This is a genomic window from Bradyrhizobium sp. USDA 4449 (assembly GCF_054056275.1).
Map to the genome: position 1 here is coordinate 6,468,386 of NZ_JBSRYD010000001.1, position 16,882 is coordinate 6,485,267.

27 protein-coding genes are annotated in these 16,882 nt (G+C 63.1%); all 27 read right to left on the minus strand.

What is annotated here, in order from left to right; genetic code table 11:
- Positions 1-110: 110 nt before the first annotated feature.
- Complete coding sequence (gene rpsK / locus ACVIIW_RS30355; RefSeq protein WP_007603045.1) at positions 111-500, minus strand: 30S ribosomal protein S11; 390 nt, start codon at positions 498-500, stop codon at positions 111-113.
- A gap of 128 nt (positions 501-628) precedes the next feature.
- A complete protein-coding gene (rpsM, locus tag ACVIIW_RS30360; protein ID WP_014494511.1) occupies positions 629-997 on the minus strand; it encodes a 30S ribosomal protein S13 in 369 nt (122 codons plus the stop codon).
- Between the two features lie 188 nt (positions 998-1,185).
- Positions 1,186-2,088, minus strand: coding sequence for an adenylate kinase (locus ACVIIW_RS30365; RefSeq protein ID WP_456704077.1), 903 nt, complete (start codon positions 2,086-2,088; stop codon positions 1,186-1,188).
- Positions 2,089-2,362: 274 nt separating this feature from the next.
- Positions 2,363-3,694, minus strand: a complete 1,332-nt coding sequence (gene secY, locus ACVIIW_RS30370) for a preprotein translocase subunit SecY (RefSeq protein WP_092228451.1) — start codon at positions 3,692-3,694, stop codon at positions 2,363-2,365.
- Between the two features lie 149 nt (positions 3,695-3,843).
- On the minus strand, positions 3,844-4,329 hold the full coding sequence (gene rplO / locus ACVIIW_RS30375) for a 50S ribosomal protein L15 (RefSeq protein WP_456704078.1): 486 nt from the start codon (positions 4,327-4,329) through the stop codon (positions 3,844-3,846).
- 75 nt (positions 4,330-4,404) lie between these two features.
- The gene (gene rpmD / locus ACVIIW_RS30380; RefSeq protein ID WP_092228453.1) at positions 4,405-4,611 is read right to left on the minus strand and encodes a 50S ribosomal protein L30; all 207 of its coding nucleotides are present in this window, start codon (positions 4,609-4,611) and stop codon (positions 4,405-4,407) included.
- A gap of 25 nt (positions 4,612-4,636) precedes the next feature.
- A complete protein-coding gene (rpsE, locus tag ACVIIW_RS30385; protein WP_092228454.1) occupies positions 4,637-5,233 on the minus strand; it encodes a 30S ribosomal protein S5 in 597 nt (198 codons plus the stop codon).
- A gap of 44 nt (positions 5,234-5,277) precedes the next feature.
- Positions 5,278-5,640, minus strand: a complete 363-nt coding sequence (gene rplR, locus ACVIIW_RS30390) for a 50S ribosomal protein L18 (protein ID WP_007603036.1) — start codon at positions 5,638-5,640, stop codon at positions 5,278-5,280.
- A gap of 11 nt (positions 5,641-5,651) precedes the next feature.
- Positions 5,652-6,185, minus strand: coding sequence for a 50S ribosomal protein L6 (gene rplF / locus ACVIIW_RS30395; RefSeq protein ID WP_456704079.1), 534 nt, complete (start codon positions 6,183-6,185; stop codon positions 5,652-5,654).
- A 16-nt stretch (positions 6,186-6,201) separates the two neighbouring features.
- Positions 6,202-6,600, minus strand: coding sequence for a 30S ribosomal protein S8 (rpsH, locus tag ACVIIW_RS30400; RefSeq protein WP_007603034.1), 399 nt, complete (start codon positions 6,598-6,600; stop codon positions 6,202-6,204).
- Positions 6,601-6,614: 14 nt separating this feature from the next.
- A complete protein-coding gene (gene rpsN / locus ACVIIW_RS30405) occupies positions 6,615-6,920 on the minus strand; it encodes a 30S ribosomal protein S14 (RefSeq protein ID WP_057745473.1) in 306 nt (101 codons plus the stop codon).
- 46 nt (positions 6,921-6,966) lie between these two features.
- The gene (gene rplE / locus ACVIIW_RS30410) at positions 6,967-7,524 is read right to left on the minus strand and encodes a 50S ribosomal protein L5 (protein ID WP_456704080.1); all 558 of its coding nucleotides are present in this window, start codon (positions 7,522-7,524) and stop codon (positions 6,967-6,969) included.
- Entirely contained in the window at positions 7,517-7,831 is a 315-nt protein-coding gene (gene rplX / locus ACVIIW_RS30415; protein ID WP_456704081.1) for a 50S ribosomal protein L24, read from the minus strand. Before rplX ends, rplE begins: the two co-directional genes overlap by 8 nt.
- A complete protein-coding gene (rplN, locus tag ACVIIW_RS30420) occupies positions 7,831-8,199 on the minus strand; it encodes a 50S ribosomal protein L14 (protein ID WP_007603030.1) in 369 nt (122 codons plus the stop codon). The genes rplX and rplN overlap by 1 nt, the downstream gene beginning before the upstream one ends.
- Before the next feature lie 84 nt (positions 8,200-8,283).
- Complete coding sequence (rpsQ, locus tag ACVIIW_RS30425; protein ID WP_212301601.1) at positions 8,284-8,532, minus strand: 30S ribosomal protein S17; 249 nt, start codon at positions 8,530-8,532, stop codon at positions 8,284-8,286.
- A gap of 13 nt (positions 8,533-8,545) precedes the next feature.
- Positions 8,546-8,752, minus strand: a complete 207-nt coding sequence (gene rpmC / locus ACVIIW_RS30430; protein ID WP_026202715.1) for a 50S ribosomal protein L29 — start codon at positions 8,750-8,752, stop codon at positions 8,546-8,548.
- A gap of 5 nt (positions 8,753-8,757) precedes the next feature.
- A complete protein-coding gene (gene rplP, locus ACVIIW_RS30435) occupies positions 8,758-9,171 on the minus strand; it encodes a 50S ribosomal protein L16 (RefSeq protein ID WP_027535296.1) in 414 nt (137 codons plus the stop codon).
- A gap of 30 nt (positions 9,172-9,201) precedes the next feature.
- Positions 9,202-9,927 carry a 30S ribosomal protein S3 gene (gene rpsC / locus ACVIIW_RS30440; RefSeq protein WP_092294149.1) on the minus strand — a complete coding sequence of 242 codons (726 nt, stop codon included), beginning with the start codon at positions 9,925-9,927 and terminating at the stop codon, positions 9,202-9,204.
- A gap of 18 nt (positions 9,928-9,945) precedes the next feature.
- Positions 9,946-10,332 carry a 50S ribosomal protein L22 gene (rplV, locus tag ACVIIW_RS30445; protein ID WP_092228458.1) on the minus strand — a complete coding sequence of 129 codons (387 nt, stop codon included), beginning with the start codon at positions 10,330-10,332 and terminating at the stop codon, positions 9,946-9,948.
- Between the two features lie 10 nt (positions 10,333-10,342).
- Positions 10,343-10,621 carry a 30S ribosomal protein S19 gene (gene rpsS / locus ACVIIW_RS30450; protein WP_008136357.1) on the minus strand — a complete coding sequence of 93 codons (279 nt, stop codon included), beginning with the start codon at positions 10,619-10,621 and terminating at the stop codon, positions 10,343-10,345.
- A gap of 12 nt (positions 10,622-10,633) precedes the next feature.
- A complete protein-coding gene (gene rplB, locus ACVIIW_RS30455) occupies positions 10,634-11,467 on the minus strand; it encodes a 50S ribosomal protein L2 (protein ID WP_092228459.1) in 834 nt (277 codons plus the stop codon).
- Positions 11,468-11,479: 12 nt separating this feature from the next.
- Positions 11,480-11,782, minus strand: coding sequence for a 50S ribosomal protein L23 (locus ACVIIW_RS30460; RefSeq protein WP_027535292.1), 303 nt, complete (start codon positions 11,780-11,782; stop codon positions 11,480-11,482).
- Positions 11,779-12,399 (minus strand): 50S ribosomal protein L4, encoded by a 621-nt coding sequence (rplD, locus tag ACVIIW_RS30465; protein WP_011088150.1) that lies wholly within the window; start codon positions 12,397-12,399, stop codon positions 11,779-11,781. Before rplD ends, ACVIIW_RS30460 begins: the two co-directional genes overlap by 4 nt.
- A gap of 1 nt (position 12,400) precedes the next feature.
- Positions 12,401-13,117 (minus strand): 50S ribosomal protein L3, encoded by a 717-nt coding sequence (gene rplC / locus ACVIIW_RS30470; RefSeq protein WP_092228460.1) that lies wholly within the window; start codon positions 13,115-13,117, stop codon positions 12,401-12,403.
- A gap of 53 nt (positions 13,118-13,170) precedes the next feature.
- Positions 13,171-13,479 (minus strand): 30S ribosomal protein S10, encoded by a 309-nt coding sequence (rpsJ, locus tag ACVIIW_RS30475; RefSeq protein WP_002712302.1) that lies wholly within the window; start codon positions 13,477-13,479, stop codon positions 13,171-13,173.
- Between the two features lie 85 nt (positions 13,480-13,564).
- Positions 13,565-14,755, minus strand: a complete 1,191-nt coding sequence (tuf, locus tag ACVIIW_RS30480; RefSeq protein WP_092228461.1) for an elongation factor Tu — start codon at positions 14,753-14,755, stop codon at positions 13,565-13,567.
- A gap of 40 nt (positions 14,756-14,795) precedes the next feature.
- Positions 14,796-16,868, minus strand: a complete 2,073-nt coding sequence (gene fusA / locus ACVIIW_RS30485) for an elongation factor G (RefSeq protein WP_128966832.1) — start codon at positions 16,866-16,868, stop codon at positions 14,796-14,798.
- Between the last annotated feature and the right edge of the window lie 14 nt (positions 16,869-16,882).

Genomic DNA, 16,882 nt, shown 5'->3' on the forward strand with positions numbered 1-16,882 from the left:
ACAGGCCAGTCGATTTGAAGGTTCAAATACTGGCGTTGGAGAAAGGCCGCGGATCAGTCCCGCGGCTCCTTAAAAAACCATCGCGGGCGACAAGCGCCCGCAACGTCGTATCAGACGCGCCGACGCTTGCGCGGACGGCAACCGTTGTGCGGGATCGTGGTCACATCGCGGATGGAGGTGACGGTGAAACCCGCGGCCTGCAATGCACGGAGCGCCGACTCACGGCCCGAACCCGGACCGGCGACTTCGACTTCCAGCGTGCGCATGCCGTGCTCCTGCGCCTTCTTCGACACGTCCTCGGCAGCCACCTGCGCGGCGTACGGGGTCGACTTGCGCGAGCCCTTGAAGCCCATCGTGCCGGCGGAAGACCAGGCAATCGTGTTGCCCTGCGCGTCGGTGATGGTGATGGTCGTGTTGTTGAACGACGAGTTCACGTGCGCGACGCCGGAGGCGATGTTCTTGCGCTCACGACGACGAACGCGGGTGGCTTCCTTGCCCATAGACTACCTTTCCTGGAGATCTCAAACGCCGCCGTAATGCCAGCGGCTACACCTGTGAAAATGCGAGTGGCGAATGGCGAGCGGCGAACGCATCCATTCGCTGCTCCCCATTCGCCATTCGCGTCGAATTACTTCTTCTTGCCGGCGATGGCCTTGGCCGGACCCTTGCGCGTACGCGCATTGGTGTGGGTGCGCTGGCCGCGCACCGGCAGACCGCGACGATGACGCAGGCCACGATAGCAGCCGAGGTCCATCAGACGCTTGATGTTGATGCCGACTTCGCGACGCAGATCGCCCTCGACGAGATAGTCGCGGTCGATGACTTCGCGGATCTGGAGCACTTCAGCGTCGCTGAGCTGATTGACCCGACGATCCTCGGGGATCTTCACCTTTTCGAGGATCTCACCAGCGATCTTCTGGCCGATGCCATGGATGTACTGGAGCGCGATCAGCACGCGCTTGTTGGTCGGAATGTTCACGCCGGCAATACGGGCCACGGCCTTCTCTCCTGTTGCCGATCCCTCGTCAGGAATCGGGCTTTAAGTGCTTATGTTTCTCGGGCAGGTGTTCACAAACGCGAACACGACGCCCACCCCTGGTCTTCCTGGGGCCCGGCATCGTTTGAAACTATCCGACTTGGATGCGGGGCTTATTAAGGGATTCAGGGGGCTTTCGTCAACCGCCGCTAGCGCCTGGCTCGCTTTTTCGTGACCTTTTTTGCGGCCTTTCTGGCACCCTTTTTGACGGTCTTCTTGGCGGCCTTTTTAGCCGTTTTCTTGGCTGTCTTCTTTCCTGCCTTTTTGGTGCCCTTCACGGCCTTTTTGGCGGATTTGGCCGATTTGGCTGTCTTTGGAGCCGCTTTCGCCGGCTTTTTGGCTGCTTTCTTGGCGGACTTGGTCTTTTCGGCCGCCCTGTTGGCGGGCGCCGCCCTGGCTGCACTGCGCGCACGCGACTTCCCATGCGTCTTCCCATGCGACTTCCCATGCGTCTTGGGCTCGACCGCGCCCAGCGCCAGCAGCTGGCGATGGATGGCACGGGTCACCTCGTCGATGGCCATCATGCCGTCGATGGTCGACAGCTTCCGGCGCTCGGAATAGTAGTGAATCAGCGGTTCCGTCTGGCTGCGGTAGCTGGCCAACCGCTTGGTCAGGACCTCCGGGGTGTCGTCAAGGCGGACCTCCTCCCCGCGCTCCCGCATCTGGGCGACGCGGGTCTCGACCCGGCTCAGCAGCGCGCTCTCGTTGACGCGAAGCTCGATCACGGCGTCCAGCTTGAGGTGCTTGTGCCGGAGCAGATCATCCAGAGCCTCGGCCTGCGGCACGGTGCGCGGGAAGCCGTCGAGGATGAAGCCATGCTTGGCGTCCGGCTGGTCGATACGGTCGGAGATGATTCCCACCACAACCTCGTCAGGCACGAGCCCGCCGCTGGCCATGATTTCCTTGGCCTTCAGTCCGACCGGCGTCCCCGCCGCAACGGCTGCACGCAACATCTCACCGGTCGAGAGCTGGACGATGCCATAGCGCTGCACCAGCAGCTGCGCCTGGGTGCCCTTGCCCGATCCTGGCGGTCCCAGAAGTATAATTCTCATTGGCGTACGCCCCCCATTGGGTGAGCGATATGTCGCGCACCCGTGTTTGAAACTCAGCAACAGTGCAAATCATAATCAGCGCCGCACCGCTACCCATATCATAGGGGAGCCAATGCCCGGACGCCAAGAAGGCCTTTGAAACCAGGGATTGCGCTGCCGCGAGAGCAGCCCTGCCGATGTCGCCGAACGGCTGGCTGATCGCCCTGGCGGGCCGCGCGTTGCTTGCGCAGCGAATCGGCGGCGCAGATGCGCCGCCTGGAGAGGACGCCGCGCCTTAGCGGCGCCGGCCCCGCAGCTTCGACTTGCGGATCAGGCCTTCATACTGATGAGCCAGCAGATAGCCCTGCACCTGCGCCACGGTATCCATGGTGACGCTGACGACGATCAGCAGCGAAGTGCCGCCGAAATAGAACGGCACCGAGGCATAGGAGATCAGGATTTCCGGGATCAAGCAGACGATCGCCAGGTAAATCGCACCGAGCACGGTGATGCGCGACAGCACGTAGTCGATATATTCCGCCGTGCGCTCGCCCGGACGGATGCCCGGGATGAAGCCACCGTGCTTCTTCAGATTGTCCGCGGTCTCGGTCGGGTTGAACACGATCGCGGTGTAGAAGAACGCGAAGAACACGATCAGCGCGAGATAGAGCACCAGGAACAGCGGACGGCCGTGGCCGAGCTGGGTGGTGATCCACTGGAACCATTCCGGCCCCTTGCCCGCGTTGAAGTTCGCGACCGTGGTCGGCAGCAGCAGCAGCGAGGACGCGAAGATCGGCGGGATCACGCCCGAGGTGTTGAGCTTGAGCGGCAGATGCGAGGACTGGCCCTCGAACATCTTGTTGCCGACCTGGCGCTTCGGATACTGGATCAGGAGCCGGCGCTGGGCGCGCTCCATGAACACGATGAAGGCGATGACGGCCACGGCCATCACGATCACGACCAGGATCAGGCCGGTCGACATCGCGCCCTGACGGCCGAGCTCGAGCATGTTGGCGAGCGCCGCCGGCAGCTCGGCGACGATGCCGGAGAGAATGATCAGCGAGATACCGTTGCCGATGCCGCGCGAGGTGATCTGCTCACCCAGCCACATCAGGAACATGGTGCCGCCGGTCAGCGTGATCGCGGTGGAGAGACGGAAGAACATGCCGGGGTCGCTGACGACGTTGCCGGCACCTTCGAGGCCGACCGCGATGCCGTACGACTGGAACGCGGCCAGGATCACCGTGAGATAGCGGGTGTACTGATTCAGCGTCTTGCGGCCCGCCTCACCTTCCTTCTTCAGCGCCTCGAGCTGCGGCGAGACGGTCGTGAGGAGCTGGATGATGATCGATGCCGAGATGTACGGCATGATGTTCAGCGCGAAGATCGCCATGCGGTGGATGCCGCCACCGGCGAACATGTTGAACATGCCGAGGATGCCGCCTGCCTGCGACTTGAACACCTGCTCCCAGATGTTCGGATCGATGCCGGGCAGCGGGATGTAGGTTCCCAGCCGATAAACGAGTAGCGCACCCAGGGTGAACCAGATGCGCTTCTTCAGTTCGTCGGCCTTGGCGAACGCGCCGAAATTGAGGTTGGCTGCCAGTTGTTCCGCTGCAGAGGCCATATTGGACTTTCTCCCGCCGCCTTTTGCGCCGTCATACCCGCGGCCGGGCTATTTAGCGGACGCCGGACATTATCTGGGGCTTCGGCTTCGATAAGTCCATCGTCCCGCATGCGTAAAGGCCCGCGAGGCGCGGGCCAATGACGCAGTTGTTACGCCGCCTCGCCTTCTTCCTTGGCAGGGGCGAGGATCTTCACCGAACCGCCGGCCTTCTCGACCGCTTCGATCGCGGACTTCGTGGCGCCGTGGACCTCGATGTTCAGCTTCGCCTTGAGCTCACCGCGGCCGAGCAGCCGCAGGCCGGCCTTGGCGCGGCGCAGCACGCCCGCCTTTACCAGGGCCTCGACGTTGACGACGCTGCCGGCCTCGAGCTTCTTGGCATCGATCGCGTCCTGCAGACGGTCGAGATTGATCTCGGCGTACTCGACGCGGAAGATGTTGTTGAAGCCGCGCTTGGGCAGACGGCGATGCAACGGCATCTGACCGCCTTCGAAGCCCTTGATGCGCACGCCCGAACGTGCGGTCTGGCCCTTGCCGCCGCGGCCGGACTGCTTGCCCTTGCCCGAACCAATGCCACGGCCAACGCGCATGCGCTTCTTGCGCGAGCCGGCGTTGTCGGCGATATCGCTGAGCTTCATCGCCCTGCTCCTTGTGTCTTGCGCATGATCTGGCCCGAAAACCGGTATCCACTTTTCGGGATCATGCGCCCTGTTTTACTTCTCGCCGACGATGCGGACGAGATGGTGAACCTTCTCGATCATGCCGCGGACCGCCGGGGTATCCGGCAGTTCGCTGGTGCGGCCGATCTTGTTGAGCTTGAGTCCGATCAGCGTCGAACGCTGCGAGTGATGGCGGCGGATCGCGCTGCCGGTCTGCTCGAGCTTGATCGTCTTTGCGGACTTAGCGGCGTCCTTGGCCATCGTGGTCTACTCCGAAAAGCGTTGGTTAGTCCGCAGCCGCCTCGGCATCGCCGCCGACGCGACGACCCTGGAGGGTGGACACCTTGATGTTGCGGCGCGCCGCGACCGAACGCGGGCTATCCTGATGCTTCAGCGCGTCAAAGGTCGCGCGAACCATGTTGTACGGGTTCGACGAGCCGATCGACTTGGCCACCACGTCCTGGACGCCGAGCGTCTCGAACACGGCGCGCATCGGGCCGCCGGCGATGATGCCGGTACCGGCAGGAGCTGCACGCAGGTAGACACGGCCCGCGCCATGACGGCCGGCAATGTCGTGATGCAGCGTACGGCCCTCACGCAGCGAGACGCGGGTCAGGTTGCGCTTGGCGGACTCGGTGGCCTTGCGGATCGCCTCGGGAACTTCGCGCGCCTTGCCGTGACCGAAGCCGGCGCGGCCCTTCTGATCGCCGATCACGACCAGCGCGGCGAAACCGAAGCGCTTGCCGCCCTTCACGACCTTGGCGACGCGGTTGATGTGCACGAGCTTGTCGACGAACTCGCTGTCGCGCTCCTCGCGCTCCCTGCGTTCACGTCCGCCGCCGCCGCGTTGATCGCGTCCACCACGTTGTTCGCGTTCTGCCATTTTTCCAATCCTTCAGAGGCTTGCGCCTCAATCCTCAAATTCTGTTAGAAGCTCAGCCCGCTCTCGCGCGCAGCGTCGGCAAGAGCCTTGACGCGCCCGTGGTAGAGATAGCTGCCGCGATCGAACACGACTTCCTTGACACCCTTCTCGGCAGCGCGCTCGGCCAGCAGCTTGCCGACCGCCTTCGCCGCATCGATGTCGGCGCCCGTCTTGCCGCCGTCCCGCATCGACTTCTCGAGCGAGGAGGCAGAGGCCAACGTCTCGCCCTTCAAGTCGTCGATGACCTGGGCGTAGATGTGCTTGGACGAGCGGAACACCGACAGACGCGGACGGCCACCACCGGAGCGGCGCAGCTTCAGCCGCACACTCCGCTTGCGCCGGGCATTCGTAACCTTGGCTTTGGACATGACCGGCTCCGTTACTTCTTCTTGCCTTCCTTGCGGAAGATGAATTCGCCAACATACTTCACGCCCTTGCCCTTGTAGGGCTCCGGCGGGCGATAGGAGCGGATCTCAGCGGCGACCTGGCCGACGCGCTGGATGTCGCTGCCCGCCACCGTGATCTCGGTCGGCTTCGGCACGGTGATCGTGATCCCTTCCGGGATCGTGTAGATCACGTCGTGGCTGTAACCGAGCGCCAGCTGCAGGTTCTTGCCCTGCATCGCGGCGCGGTAACCGACGCCGGTGATTTCGAGCTTCTTCTCGAACCCCTTGGTGACGCCTTCGACCAGATTCGCGACCTGGGCGCGAGCGGTACCGTACAGCGCCCGCGCGCGGTTGGTCTCAGCCCGCGGCTTGACCTTGATCTGGCCGCTCTCGAGCTTCACCTCGACGTCGTCATGAACGACGAACTGAAGCTGGCCCTTCGGCCCCTTCATCTTGACGGTCTGCCCATCGACGGTCGCGGTCACACCGGACGGCACCGCCACAGGCTTTTTGCCAACACGTGACATGGATCAAAAATCCTTCTCAGAACACCGTGAAGAGGACTTCACCGCCCACGTTCGCTTCGCGCGCACTGTGGTCGGCCATGATCCCCTTCGGCGTCGACAACACCGAAATACCGAGTCCGTTATTGACCCGCGGCAGGTTCTTCACCGAGGCGTAAACGCGACGCCCGGGCTTGGAAACACGTTCGATCTCGCGGATGACGGGCTCGCCGTCGAAATACTTCAGCTCGATCTCGATCTCGCTGCGGCCCGAGGAGTGCTCGAGGGTCGCGTAACCGCGGATGTAGCCCTCGCTCTTCAGCACTTCGAGGACGTTCTCGCGCATCTTCGAACCAGGGGTGGAGACCTTGTTCTTGGAACGCATCTGCGCGTTGCGGATACGGGTGATCAGATCGCTGATTGGATCGTGCGTAGACATCTAAACGACCCTCCTTACCAGCTCGACTTGACGAGGCCCGGGACCATGCCCTTGGAGCCAAGGTCGCGCAGCGCGATACGGGACAGCTTGTTCTTGCGATAGTTGGAGCGCGGGCGACCCGACAGCTCGCAACGCAGACGGATGCGGGTGGCCGACGAATTGCGCGGCATTTCCGCAAGCTTCAGGGTGGCGGCGAACCGCTCTTCCATCGGCAGCGTCTTGTCGGCGATGATCGCCTTCAACCGCTCGCGCTTCGGGGCGGCGTTCTTCACCATCCGCTTGCGCCGGTTGTTCTTCTCGACTGAACTCTTCTTTGCCATGCTTGGCTCCTGGGTATCCGCGTTTGAGAGGCTTTAGGTCAGCGTCTCACTGCCGGAACGGGAAATTGAAAGCGGTCAACAAGGCCCTCGCCTCTTCGTCGGTCCTGGCCGTGGTGCAGACGGTGATGTCCATACCGCGGGCTTCCGTGACCTTGTCGAAGTCGATCTCGGGGAAAATGATGTGTTCCTTGATGCCGAGCGAGTAGTTGCCGCGGCCGTCAAAGCTCTTCGGGTTCAAGCCGCGGAAGTCGCGGACGCGCGGCAGCGCGACCGTCACCAGGCGATCGATGAACTCGTACATGCGGGCCTTGCGCAGCGTGACCTTGCAGCCGATCGGCTGGTTCTCACGCAGCTTGAAGGTCGCGATCGCGATACGCGAATAGGTCACGATCGCCTTCTGGCCGGCAATCTGAGTCAACTCGGCAGCGGCGGTCTCGGCCTTCTTGCGATCGTTGACGGAATCGCCAACGCCCATGTTCAGCACGACCTTGTCCAGGCGCGGAACCTGCATCACGTTCTCATAACCGAACTTCTCGGTCATGGCCGTGCGGATCTTCGCGTCGTATTCCGCGCGCAGGCGCGGGGTGTAAGCGGCCTCAGCCATCGATCTCAGCTCCCGAGCGCTTGGCGATGCGGACCTTCTTGCCGTCCGCCAGAATCTTGAATCCGACGCGGGTCGGCTTTCCATCCTTGCCGACATACGCGATGTTGGACAGTTGGATCGGCGCCTCTTTCGAGATGATGCCGCCCTCCTGGGCCTGCGTCTGCTTCTGGTGACGCTTGACCATGTTGATGCCGCGCACGAGTGCGGTGCCGGCGTCCGGGCGAACCTCGAACACCTCGCCGCTGCGGCCCTTGTCGCGGCCTGTCAGCACGACGACCTTGTCGCCCTTGCGGATCTTCGCAGCCATCACAGCACCTCCGGCGCGAGCGAAATGATCTTCATGTGGTTCTTGGCGCGCAGCTCGCGCGGCACGGGCCCGAAGATACGGGTGCCGACCGGCTCGGACTGGTTGTTGATCAGAACGGCGGCGTTGCGGTCGAAGCGGATGACCGAACCGTCAGCGCGGCGGATGTCCTTGCGGACACGCACCACGACGGCCTTCATCACGTCGCCCTTCTTCACCTTGCCACGCGGAATGGCTTCCTTGATCGAGACGACGATGATGTCGCCGATGGTGGCGTAGCGGCGCTTGGAGCCCCCGAGCACCTTGATACACATGACACGGCGTGCGCCAGAATTGTCGGCCACGTCGAGGTTGGTCTGCATCTGAATCATTGATGCACCTCGTCCTCTTTCTCTTTGCGCCAGCCTAGCCGGCGCTCAACATTTCCCTGAAGTCGGTCGGCCAAGGCCGACAGATCAGGCGGTTTTCTTGTGCTCACCCCGGATCACGATCCAGGACTTCAACTTCGAAATCGGCTTCGATTCCTCGATCCACACCATGTCGCCCGGCTTGAACTCGTTGTTCTCGTCGTGCGCGTGGTAGTTCTTCGAACGGCGGATCGTCTTCTTGTAGATCGGATGCGTGAAGCGGCGGTCAACGCGCACCACGACGGTCTTGGCAGTCTTGTCGCTGACGACCACGCCTTGCAAAGTACGTTTCGGCATATCCGTTAGCCCCTTACTTCTTCTTGGCGCGCGTCTGCGCGGCGACGGTCTTGATCCGGGCAATGTCACGGCGAGCCTCGCGCAGGCGCGAGGTGTTCTCGAGCTGCCCGGTGGCACGCTGGAAGCGCAGGTTGAAGCGCTCCTTCTTGAGATTCAGGACGGCGTCGTCCTGCTGGTCGGGGCTCATCGCGCGGATGTCTTCGATCTTCATCTGGGCCATGGCCGTTACTCCGCAATGCGCTCGACGAAGCGCGTCTTGATCGGCAGCTTGGCGGCCGCCAGGGTCAGCGCTTCACGCGCCGTCTGGGTGTTGACGCCGTCGATCTCGAACAGCACCCGGCCCGGCTTGACGCGGGCGACCCACAGTTCCGGCGAACCCTTGCCGGAGCCCATGCGGACTTCGGCCGGCTTCTTCGACACCGGAACGTCCGGGAATACGCGGATCCAGACGCGGCCGGCGCGCTTCATGTGGCGGGTCAGCGCGCGGCGGGCGGCTTCGATCTGGCGCGCGGTGACGCGCTCCGGCTCGGTCGCCTTCAGGCCGAACTGGCCGAACGCCAACGTCGCGCCCGAAGTCGCAACGCCGTGAATGCGGCCCTTATGCGCCTTCCGGAACTTCGTTTTCTTAGGTTGCATCATGGCTTTAAGCCCTCAAATTCCTGTGCTGGATCAGGCCGCAGCCGTATCGCGGCGCTGACGGCCACCACGATCGCTGCTACCGCCCGTCTCGCCTTCGGCCATTCTCTTGTCCTGGGCCATCGGATCGTGCTCGAGGATCTCGCCCTTGAAGATCCAGACCTTGACACCGCAAGTGCCGAAGGTCGTGAACGCGGTCGCAACGCCGTAGTCGATGTCCGCGCGCAGCGTGTGCAGCGGCACGCGACCTTCGCGGTACCACTCCATGCGCGCGATTTCCGCACCGCCCAGGCGACCCGAGCAGTTGATGCGGATGCCTTCCGCGCCGAGCCGCATCGCCGACTGAACGGCGCGCTTCATGGCGCGGCGGAACGCGACGCGCCGCTCGAGCTGCTGCGCGATCGATTCGGCCACCAGCGTCGCATCGAGCTCCGGCTTGCGGATTTCGACGATGTTGATGACGACGTCCGACGAGGTGATGTCCGCGACCTTCTTGCGCAGCTTGTCGATATCAGCGCCCTTCTTGCCGATCACCACGCCCGGGCGAGCCGAGTGGATGGTGACGCGGCACTTCTTGTGCGGACGCTCGATCACGATGCGGGCGACGGCCGCCTGCTTGAGCTCCTTGTGCAGGATCTCACGGATCTTGACGTCCTCATGCAGCAGCTTGCCGTATTCCTGCTTGCCGGCGAACCAGCGCGAATCCCAGGTCCGGTTGATGCCGAGGCGCAGACCGATCGGATTGATCTTTTGACCCATCGTGTTCTCCTGCGTCCCTTAGGCCGCTGCTTCGGCTTCGACCTGACGAACGATGATCGTCAGCTGCGAAAATGGTTTGTAGACACGGCCCGACCGACCACGGCCGCGAGCAGCAAAGCGCTTCATCACGAGACCATTGCCGACGAAGGCCTGCGACACGACGAGATCATCGACGTCGAGGTCGTGGTTGTTCTCGGCATTGGCGATAGCCGATTCCAGGCACTTCTTCACGTCGACCGCGATCCGCTTGCGCGAAAACTGCAGGTCGGCGAGCGCGGCGGAAGCCTTCCGGCCGCGAATGAGCTGGGCGACCAGGTTGAGCTTCTGCGGGCTCACCCGCAGCATCCGGGCGACCGCCTTGGCCTCGTTCTCGGCGAGGCTCCGTTCGCGCTTAGGTTTGCTCATCGTTTAATCCTCAAGCCTTCTTGGCTTTCTTGTCGCCGGAGTGGCCATGGAAGGTCCGGGTCGGCGAGAACTCGCCGAACTTGTGACCGACCATTTCCTCGTTGACGGCCACCGGCACGTGCTTCTGACCATTGTAGACGCCGAAGGTCAGGCCCACGAACTGCGGCAGGATCGTCGAGCGACGGCTCCAGATCTTGATGACGTCGTGACGGCCGGACGCACGCGCGGCATCTGCCTTCTTGAGCAGAGAACCCTCGACGAACGGGCCTTTCCAGACTGAACGAACCATGTCCGTCGTTCCTTACTTCTTCCGCTTGTGGCGGCTTAGGAGAATGAATTTGTTGGTCGACTTGTTGGTACGGGTCTTCTTGCCCTTGGTCGGCTTGCCCCACGGAGTGACCGGGTGACGACCGCCCGAGGTACGACCTTCACCACCGCCGTGCGGATGGTCGATCGGGTTCATGGCAACACCGCGGTTGTGCGGGCGACGGCCCATCCAACGCTTGCGACCGGCCTTGCCGATCGAGGTGTTCATGTGATCCGGGTTCGACACCGCGCCGATCGTGCCGCGGCAACGGCCGTGCACCAGGCGCTGCTCGCCCGAGTTCAGGCGGATGATGACGTAGTCCTGATCGCGGCCGACGAGCTGGGCGTAGGTACCAGCCGAGCGAGCGAGCTGACCGCCCTTCCCGATCTTGACCTCGATGTTGTGGATGATCGTGCCGACCGGCATGTTGCCGAGCGGCATGACGTTGCCCGGCTTCACGTCGACATAGTTGCCGGCGACGATGGTGTCACCCACCGCCAGGCGCTGCGGCGCCAGGATGTAGGCCTGCTCGCCGTCCTGATACTTGATCAGCGCGATGAAGCCGGTGCGGTTCGGATCGTATTCCAGCCGCTCGACAACAGCGGGAACGTCGATCTTCTCACGCTTGAAGTCGACGGTACGCAGCGTCTGCTTGTGGCCACCGCCGCGGAAGCGCACGGTGATGCGACCGGTGTTGTTGCGGCCGCCCGAGGACTTCTTGCCTTCGGTGAGCGCCTTGACCGGCTTGCCCTTGTAGAGCGCCGAACGATCGACCATGACCAGCTGGCGCTGGCCCGGCGTCGTGGGATTGAATGTCTTCAGTGCCATCGTCGTACGACCTTACAGACCGGTGGTGACGTCGATCCGGTGGCCCTCTTCGAGGGTCACGATCGCGCGCTTGGTGTTCGACTGCGAGCCGAGATTGCCGCGGAAGACCTTGGTCTTGCCCTTGCGGACCAGCGTGTTGACGCTCTTGACCTTGACGTCAAACAGCTTCTCGATCGCTTCCTTGATCTGCGGCTTGGTCGCCTTGGCGGCCACCTTGAACAGGACCTTGTTGTGCTCGGACGCCAGCGTCGCCTTTTCGGTGACAACAGGGGCGACGATCACGTCGTAATGGCGAGCCTCGATGTTCTTCGTCATTTGAAGCGCGCCTCCAGCGCATCGATGGCGGCCTTGGTCAGAACCAGCTTCTGACGGCGCAGGATGTCATAGACGTTGATGCCCTGGATCGGCAGCACATCCATGTTGGGGATGTTGCGGGCCGCGGCGGCAAATCCGTTGTTGAGCTCGGCGCCGTCGATGATCAGCGCGTTGGTCAGCCCCAGGCCCGAGAAATGACCGAGCAACGCCTTGGTCTTGGCAGCTTCCAGCGCGGCCTTGTCGATCACGAGCAGATCGCCGTCCTTGGCCTTGGCCGAGAGCGCATGCTTGAGAGCAAGCGCGCGGACCTTCTTCGGCAGGTCGGTGGCGTGCGAACGCACGACCGGACCGAAGGCACGACCGCCGCCGCGGAACTGCGGCACGCGGGCCGAGCCGTGACGAGCACCGCCGGTGCCCTTCTGCTTGTACATCTTCTTGCCGGTGCGCCAGATCTCGGCGCGGCCCTTGGCCTTGTGCGTGCCGGCCTGACGCTTGTTCAGCTGCCACTGCACGCAACGCGCAATGATGTCCTGGCGCGGCTCAAGGCCGAAAATGGCGTCGGACAGCTGGACCGAGCCCGCTTCCTTGCCCTCGAGGGTGGTGACCTTCAATTCCATCTCACGCACCCTCTTGCTGGGCCGCGGCTTCGGCTTCGCCGCCCGCAACCTTGAACTTGCCGGGCTTCGGAGCTTCCTTCGGCAGCGGCTTCTTGACGGCATCGCGCACGCGGATCCAGCCGCCCTTGGAGCCGGGAACGGCGCCTTCGACGAGGATCAGGCCACGCTCGACGTCGAGCTGAACAACGCGGAGGTTGAGCGTGGTGATGCGGTCGACACCCATGTGGCCGGGCATCTTCTTGTTCTTCCAGGTCTTGCCGGGGTCCTGACGACCACCGGTCGAGCCGATCGAACGATGCGAGATCGACACGCCGTGCGTCGCGCGCAGACCACCGAAGTTCCAGCGCTTCATACCGCCGGCGAAGCCCTTACCGACCGAGGTGCCGGTGACGTCGACGAACTGGCCCACGACGAAGTGGTCGGCGAGGATCTCGGCGCCCACGGGGATCATGGCATCCGCGGAGACGCGGAATTCCTCGACCTGCCGCTTCGGCTCGACCTTGGCGACCGCGAACTGGCCGCGCTCTGCCTTGGGCATGTACACGGTCTTGCGGCTGCCAGAACCAAGCTGGAGCGCAACATAACCGTTCTTCTCTTCAGTGCGGTGGCCTACGACCTGGCAATTGCCGAGCTTCAGCACGGTCACGGGGATGTGCTCGCCGGCCTCTGTAAAGACCCGCGTCATCCCGACCTTTTGTGCGATCACTCCGGAGCGCATCGGCGTGCTTCCTGTTCTTTCTGTCCGCTAGTGGCGAACGTGATCCAAAAATCTTAGAGCTTGATCTCGACGTCGACACCGGCGGCCAGGTCGAGCTTCATCAAAGCATCGACGGTCTGCGGGGTCGGATCGACGATGTCGAGCAGACGCTTGTGAGTGCGCATCTCGAACTGTTCGCGGCTCTTCTTGTCGACGTGGGGCGAACGGTTGACGGTGAACTTCTCGATGCGGGTGGGCAGCGGAATGGGTCCGCGGACCTGCGCACCGGTGCGCTTCGCCGTGTTCACGATCTCCCGGGTCGACGTATCGAGGATACGATGGTCGAACGCCTTGAGACGGATGCGAATATTCTGGCCGTTCATTGCCGTGTCTTTCTTAGTGAGTGGCGAGTAGCGAACAGCGAATGGATTTCATCCACTCGCCACCCGCCATTCCCTATTCGCGTGATTACTCGATGATCGAAGCGACGACGCCGGCACCGACGGTGCGGCCACCTTCGCGGATCGCGAAGCGGAGCTTCTCTTCCATCGCGATCGGCACGATCAGGTGCACTTCCATCGCGATGTTGTCGCCCGGCATCACCATCTCGGTGCCTTCCGGCAGGTGCACGACACCGGTCACGTCGGTGGTGCGGAAGTAGAACTGCGGACGGTAGTTGGTGAAGAACGGGGTGTGGCGACCGCCCTCTTCCTTGGTGAGGATGTAAGCCTCGGCCTTGAACTTGGTGTGCGGCTTGACCGAACCCGGCTTGGCCAGAACCTGGCCGCGCTCGACGTCCTCGCGCTTGGTACCGCGGAGCAGCGCACCGATGTTGTCGCCGGCCTGGCCCTGATCGAGCAGCTTGCGGAACATTTCGACGCCGGTGACGGTGGTCTTCTGGGTGGCGCGGAGACCGACGATCTCGATTTCCTCGCCGACCTTGACGATACCGCGCTCAACACGGCCGGTCACGACGGTGCCGCGGCCCGAGATCGAGAACACGTCTTCAACCGGCATCAGGAACGGCTGGTCGATCGGACGCTCCGGCTGCGGGATGTAGCTGTCGACGTTCTTCATCAGCTCGATGATGGCGTCGTGGCCGAGCTTCTTGTCCGAATCTTCGAGAGCGGCGAGAGCCGAACCCTTGATGATCGGAATCTTGTCGCCCGGGAATTCATACTTCGAGAGCAGCTCGCGGACTTCGAGCTCGACGAGCTCGAGGAGCTCCGGATCGTCGACCATGTCGCACTTGTTGAGGAACACGACGAGCGCGGGCACGCCGACCTGGCGGGCGAGCAGGATGTGCTCGCGGGTCTGCGGCATCGGGCCGTCAGCAGCCGACACGACCAGGATCGCACCGTCCATCTGGGCAGCGCCGGTGATCATGTTCTTCACGTAGTCGGCGTGGCCGGGGCAGTCGACGTGCGCGTAGTGGCGGTTCGGCGTCTCGTACTCGACGTGCGCGGTCGAGATGGTGATGCCGCGCGCCTTCTCTTCCGGCGCCTTGTCGATCTGGTCGTACGCGGTGAACGTCGCACCGCCGGCTTCGGCGAGAACCTTGGTGATCGCCGCGGTCAGCGACGTCTTGCCATGGTCGACGTGACCGATGGTCCCGATGTTGCAGTGCGGCTTGGTACGTTCAAACTTAGCTTTGGCCATTTGACTCTCCGTTCAATCGTCAGTTCGTGACCGACGACAATCAGGCAAACTTCTTCTGGACTTCTGCCGACACGTTGGCCGGCGCTTCTGCGTAGTGGTCGAACTGCATGGTGAAGGTGGCGCGACCCTGGCTCATCGAGCGCAGATTATTCACGTACCCGAACATGTTCATGAGCGGCACCATCGCGTTGATGACGTTGGCGTTGCCGCGCATGTCCTGCCCCTGGATCTGACCGCGCCGGGAATTCAGGTCGCCGATGACCGAACCGGTGTAGTCTTCCGGGGTCACCACTTCGACCTTCATGATCGGCTCGAGCAGGACGGACTTGCCCATCTGGAGCGCTTCGCGGAAGCAGGCGCGCGAGGCGATTTCGAAGGCGAGTGCCGACGAGTCGACGTCGTGATACTTGCCGTCGACGAGCTGCACCTTGACGTCGACCACGGGGAAGCCCGCGACCACGCCGGACGACAGCACGCTCTCGAGGCCCTTTTCGACGCCGGGGATGTATTCCTTCGGCACGGCGCCGCCGACGATCTTCGATTCGAACTCGTAGCCCTTGCCGGGCTCGTTCGGCTCGACGATGAACGACACCGCAGCGAACTGGCCGGTACCGCCGGTCTGCTTCTTGTGGGTGTAGCTATGCTCGACGCGCTTGGTGACACGCTCCCGGAACGCCACCTGCGGTGCGCCGATGTTGGCGTCGACCTTGTAGGTGCGCTTGAGGATGTCGACCTTGATGTCGAGGTGGAGTTCGCCCATGCCCTTCAGGATGGTCTGGCCGGACTCGTGGTCGGTCGACACGCGGAAGGACGGATCCTCCGCGGCGAGCTTGGCCAGCGCCACGCCCAGCTTCTCCTGGTCGGCCTTGGACTTCGGCTCGATCGCGATCTCGATGACCGGCTCGGGGAATTCCATCTTTTCCAGGATCACCTGCTTGTCGGGATCGCACAGCGTGTCGCCGGTGCGCGCTTCCTTCAGGCCAGCCAGAGCGACGATGTCGCCGGCATAGGCTTCCTTGATGTCTTCGCGGTTGTTCGCATGCATCAAGAGCATGCGCCCGATGCGCTCCTTCTTCTCACGGGTCGAGTTCACGACGCCGGTGCCGCTCTGGAGAACGCCGGAGTAGATGCGGCAGAAGGTGATGGTGCCGACGAACGGGTCGTCCATGATCTTGAACGCGAGCAGCGCCAGCGGCTCCTTGTCGTCCGCCTTGCGCACGACTTCGTTGCCCTTGTCGTCGGTCCCCTTGATCGCAGGCACGTCGAGCGGCGACGGCAGGTAGTCGACGACGGCGTCGAGCAGCGGCTGCACGCCCTTGTTCTTGAAGGCCGAGCCGCACAGCACGGGATAGAACGCGCCGGTCAGCACCGCCTTGCGGATCAGGCGCTTCAGGGTCGCCTCGTCCGGCTCCTTGCCGTCGAGGTAAGCGGCCATGGCGTCGTCGTCGAGCTCGACGGCGGCTTCCACCATCTTCTCGCGGTATTCCTTGGCCTGGTCGACGAGGTCTTCGGGAATGTCGACATAGTCGAACTTCGCGCCGAGCGACTCGTCGTTCCAGACAACGCCTTTCATCTTCACGAGGTCGACGAGACCCTTGAAGTTGTTCTCGGCACCGATCGGAAGCTGGATCGCGACGGGCTTGGCACCCAGACGGTCAACGATGTCGGCCAGACACTTGAAGAAGTCGGCGCCGATCTTGTCCATCTTGTTGGCGAAAACGATGCGGGGAACCTTGTACTTGTCGCCCTGGCGCCAGACGGTCTCGGTCTGGGGCTCAACACCCTGGTTCGAATCGAGCACACAGACGGCACCGTCGAGCACGCGCAGCGAACGCTCGACTTCGATGGTGAAGTCGACGTGGCCGGGGGTGTCGATGATGTTCAGGCGCTTGCCGGCCCAGAACGCAGTGGTCGCGGCCGAGGTGATCGTGATGCCGCGCTCCTGCTCCTGCTCCATCCAATCCATCGTCGCGGCACCTTCGTGCACTTCGCCGATCTTGTGGCTCTTGCCGGTGTAGTAGAGGATGCGCTCGGTCGTCGTCGTCTTACCGGCGTCGATATGCGCCATGATACCGAAGTTACGGTAGTCCTCGATGGCATGTTGGCGGGGCATGGGGTGTTCCTTGC

Excerpts from the sequence above, each read along its gene's own strand:
- rpsK (WP_007603045.1), bottom strand. The coding sequence starts at position 500 with ATGGGCAAGGAAGCCACCCGCGTTCGTCGTCGTGAGCGCAAGAACATC.
- ACVIIW_RS30365 (WP_456704077.1), bottom strand. The coding sequence starts at position 2,088 with ATGAGAATTATACTTCTGGGACCGCCAGGATCGGGCAAGGGCACCCAG.
- secY (WP_092228451.1), bottom strand. The coding sequence starts at position 3,694 with ATGGCCTCTGCAGCGGAACAACTGGCAGCCAACCTCAATTTCGGCGCG.
- rplO (WP_456704078.1), bottom strand. The coding sequence starts at position 4,329 with ATGAAGCTCAGCGATATCGCCGACAACGCCGGCTCGCGCAAGAAGCGC.
- rpmD (WP_092228453.1), bottom strand. The coding sequence starts at position 4,611 with ATGGCCAAGGACGCCGCTAAGTCCGCAAAGACGATCAAGCTCGAGCAG.
- rpsE (WP_092228454.1), bottom strand. The coding sequence starts at position 5,233 with ATGGCAGAACGCGAACAACGTGGTGGACGCGATCAACGCGGCGGCGGC.
- rplR (WP_007603036.1), bottom strand. The coding sequence starts at position 5,640 with ATGTCCAAAGCCAAGGTTACGAATGCCCGGCGCAAGCGGAGTGTGCGG.
- rplF (WP_456704079.1), bottom strand. The coding sequence starts at position 6,185 with ATGTCACGTGTTGGCAAAAAGCCTGTGGCGGTGCCGTCCGGTGTGACC.
- rpsH (WP_007603034.1), bottom strand. The coding sequence starts at position 6,600 with ATGTCTACGCACGATCCAATCAGCGATCTGATCACCCGTATCCGCAAC.
- rpsN (WP_057745473.1), bottom strand. The coding sequence starts at position 6,920 with ATGGCAAAGAAGAGTTCAGTCGAGAAGAACAACCGGCGCAAGCGGATG.
- rplE (WP_456704080.1), bottom strand. The coding sequence starts at position 7,524 with ATGGCTGAGGCCGCTTACACCCCGCGCCTGCGCGCGGAATACGACGCG.
- rplX (WP_456704081.1), bottom strand. The coding sequence starts at position 7,831 with ATGGCTGCGAAGATCCGCAAGGGCGACAAGGTCGTCGTGCTGACAGGC.
- rplN (WP_007603030.1), bottom strand. The coding sequence starts at position 8,199 with ATGATTCAGATGCAGACCAACCTCGACGTGGCCGACAATTCTGGCGCA.
- rpsQ (WP_212301601.1), bottom strand. The coding sequence starts at position 8,532 with ATGCCGAAACGTACTTTGCAAGGCGTGGTCGTCAGCGACAAGACTGCC.
- rpmC (WP_026202715.1), bottom strand. The coding sequence starts at position 8,752 with ATGGCCCAGATGAAGATCGAAGACATCCGCGCGATGAGCCCCGACCAG.
- rplP (WP_027535296.1), bottom strand. The coding sequence starts at position 9,171 with ATGATGCAACCTAAGAAAACGAAGTTCCGGAAGGCGCATAAGGGCCGC.
- rpsC (WP_092294149.1), bottom strand. The coding sequence starts at position 9,927 with ATGGGTCAAAAGATCAATCCGATCGGTCTGCGCCTCGGCATCAACCGG.
- rplV (WP_092228458.1), bottom strand. The coding sequence starts at position 10,332 with ATGAGCAAACCTAAGCGCGAACGGAGCCTCGCCGAGAACGAGGCCAAG.
- rpsS (WP_008136357.1), bottom strand. The coding sequence starts at position 10,621 with ATGGTTCGTTCAGTCTGGAAAGGCCCGTTCGTCGAGGGTTCTCTGCTC.
- rplB (WP_092228459.1), bottom strand. The coding sequence starts at position 11,467 with ATGGCACTGAAGACATTCAATCCCACGACGCCGGGCCAGCGCCAGCTG.
- ACVIIW_RS30460 (WP_027535292.1), bottom strand. The coding sequence starts at position 11,782 with ATGACGAAGAACATCGAGGCTCGCCATTACGACGTGATCGTCGCCCCT.
- rplD (WP_011088150.1), bottom strand. The coding sequence starts at position 12,399 with ATGGAATTGAAGGTCACCACCCTCGAGGGCAAGGAAGCGGGCTCGGTC.
- rplC (WP_092228460.1), bottom strand. The coding sequence starts at position 13,117 with ATGCGCTCCGGAGTGATCGCACAAAAGGTCGGGATGACGCGGGTCTTT.
- rpsJ (WP_002712302.1), bottom strand. The coding sequence starts at position 13,479 with ATGAACGGCCAGAATATTCGCATCCGTCTCAAGGCGTTCGACCATCGT.
- tuf (WP_092228461.1), bottom strand. The coding sequence starts at position 14,755 with ATGGCCAAAGCTAAGTTTGAACGTACCAAGCCGCACTGCAACATCGGG.
- fusA (WP_128966832.1), bottom strand. The coding sequence starts at position 16,868 with ATGCCCCGCCAACATGCCATCGAGGACTACCGTAACTTCGGTATCATG.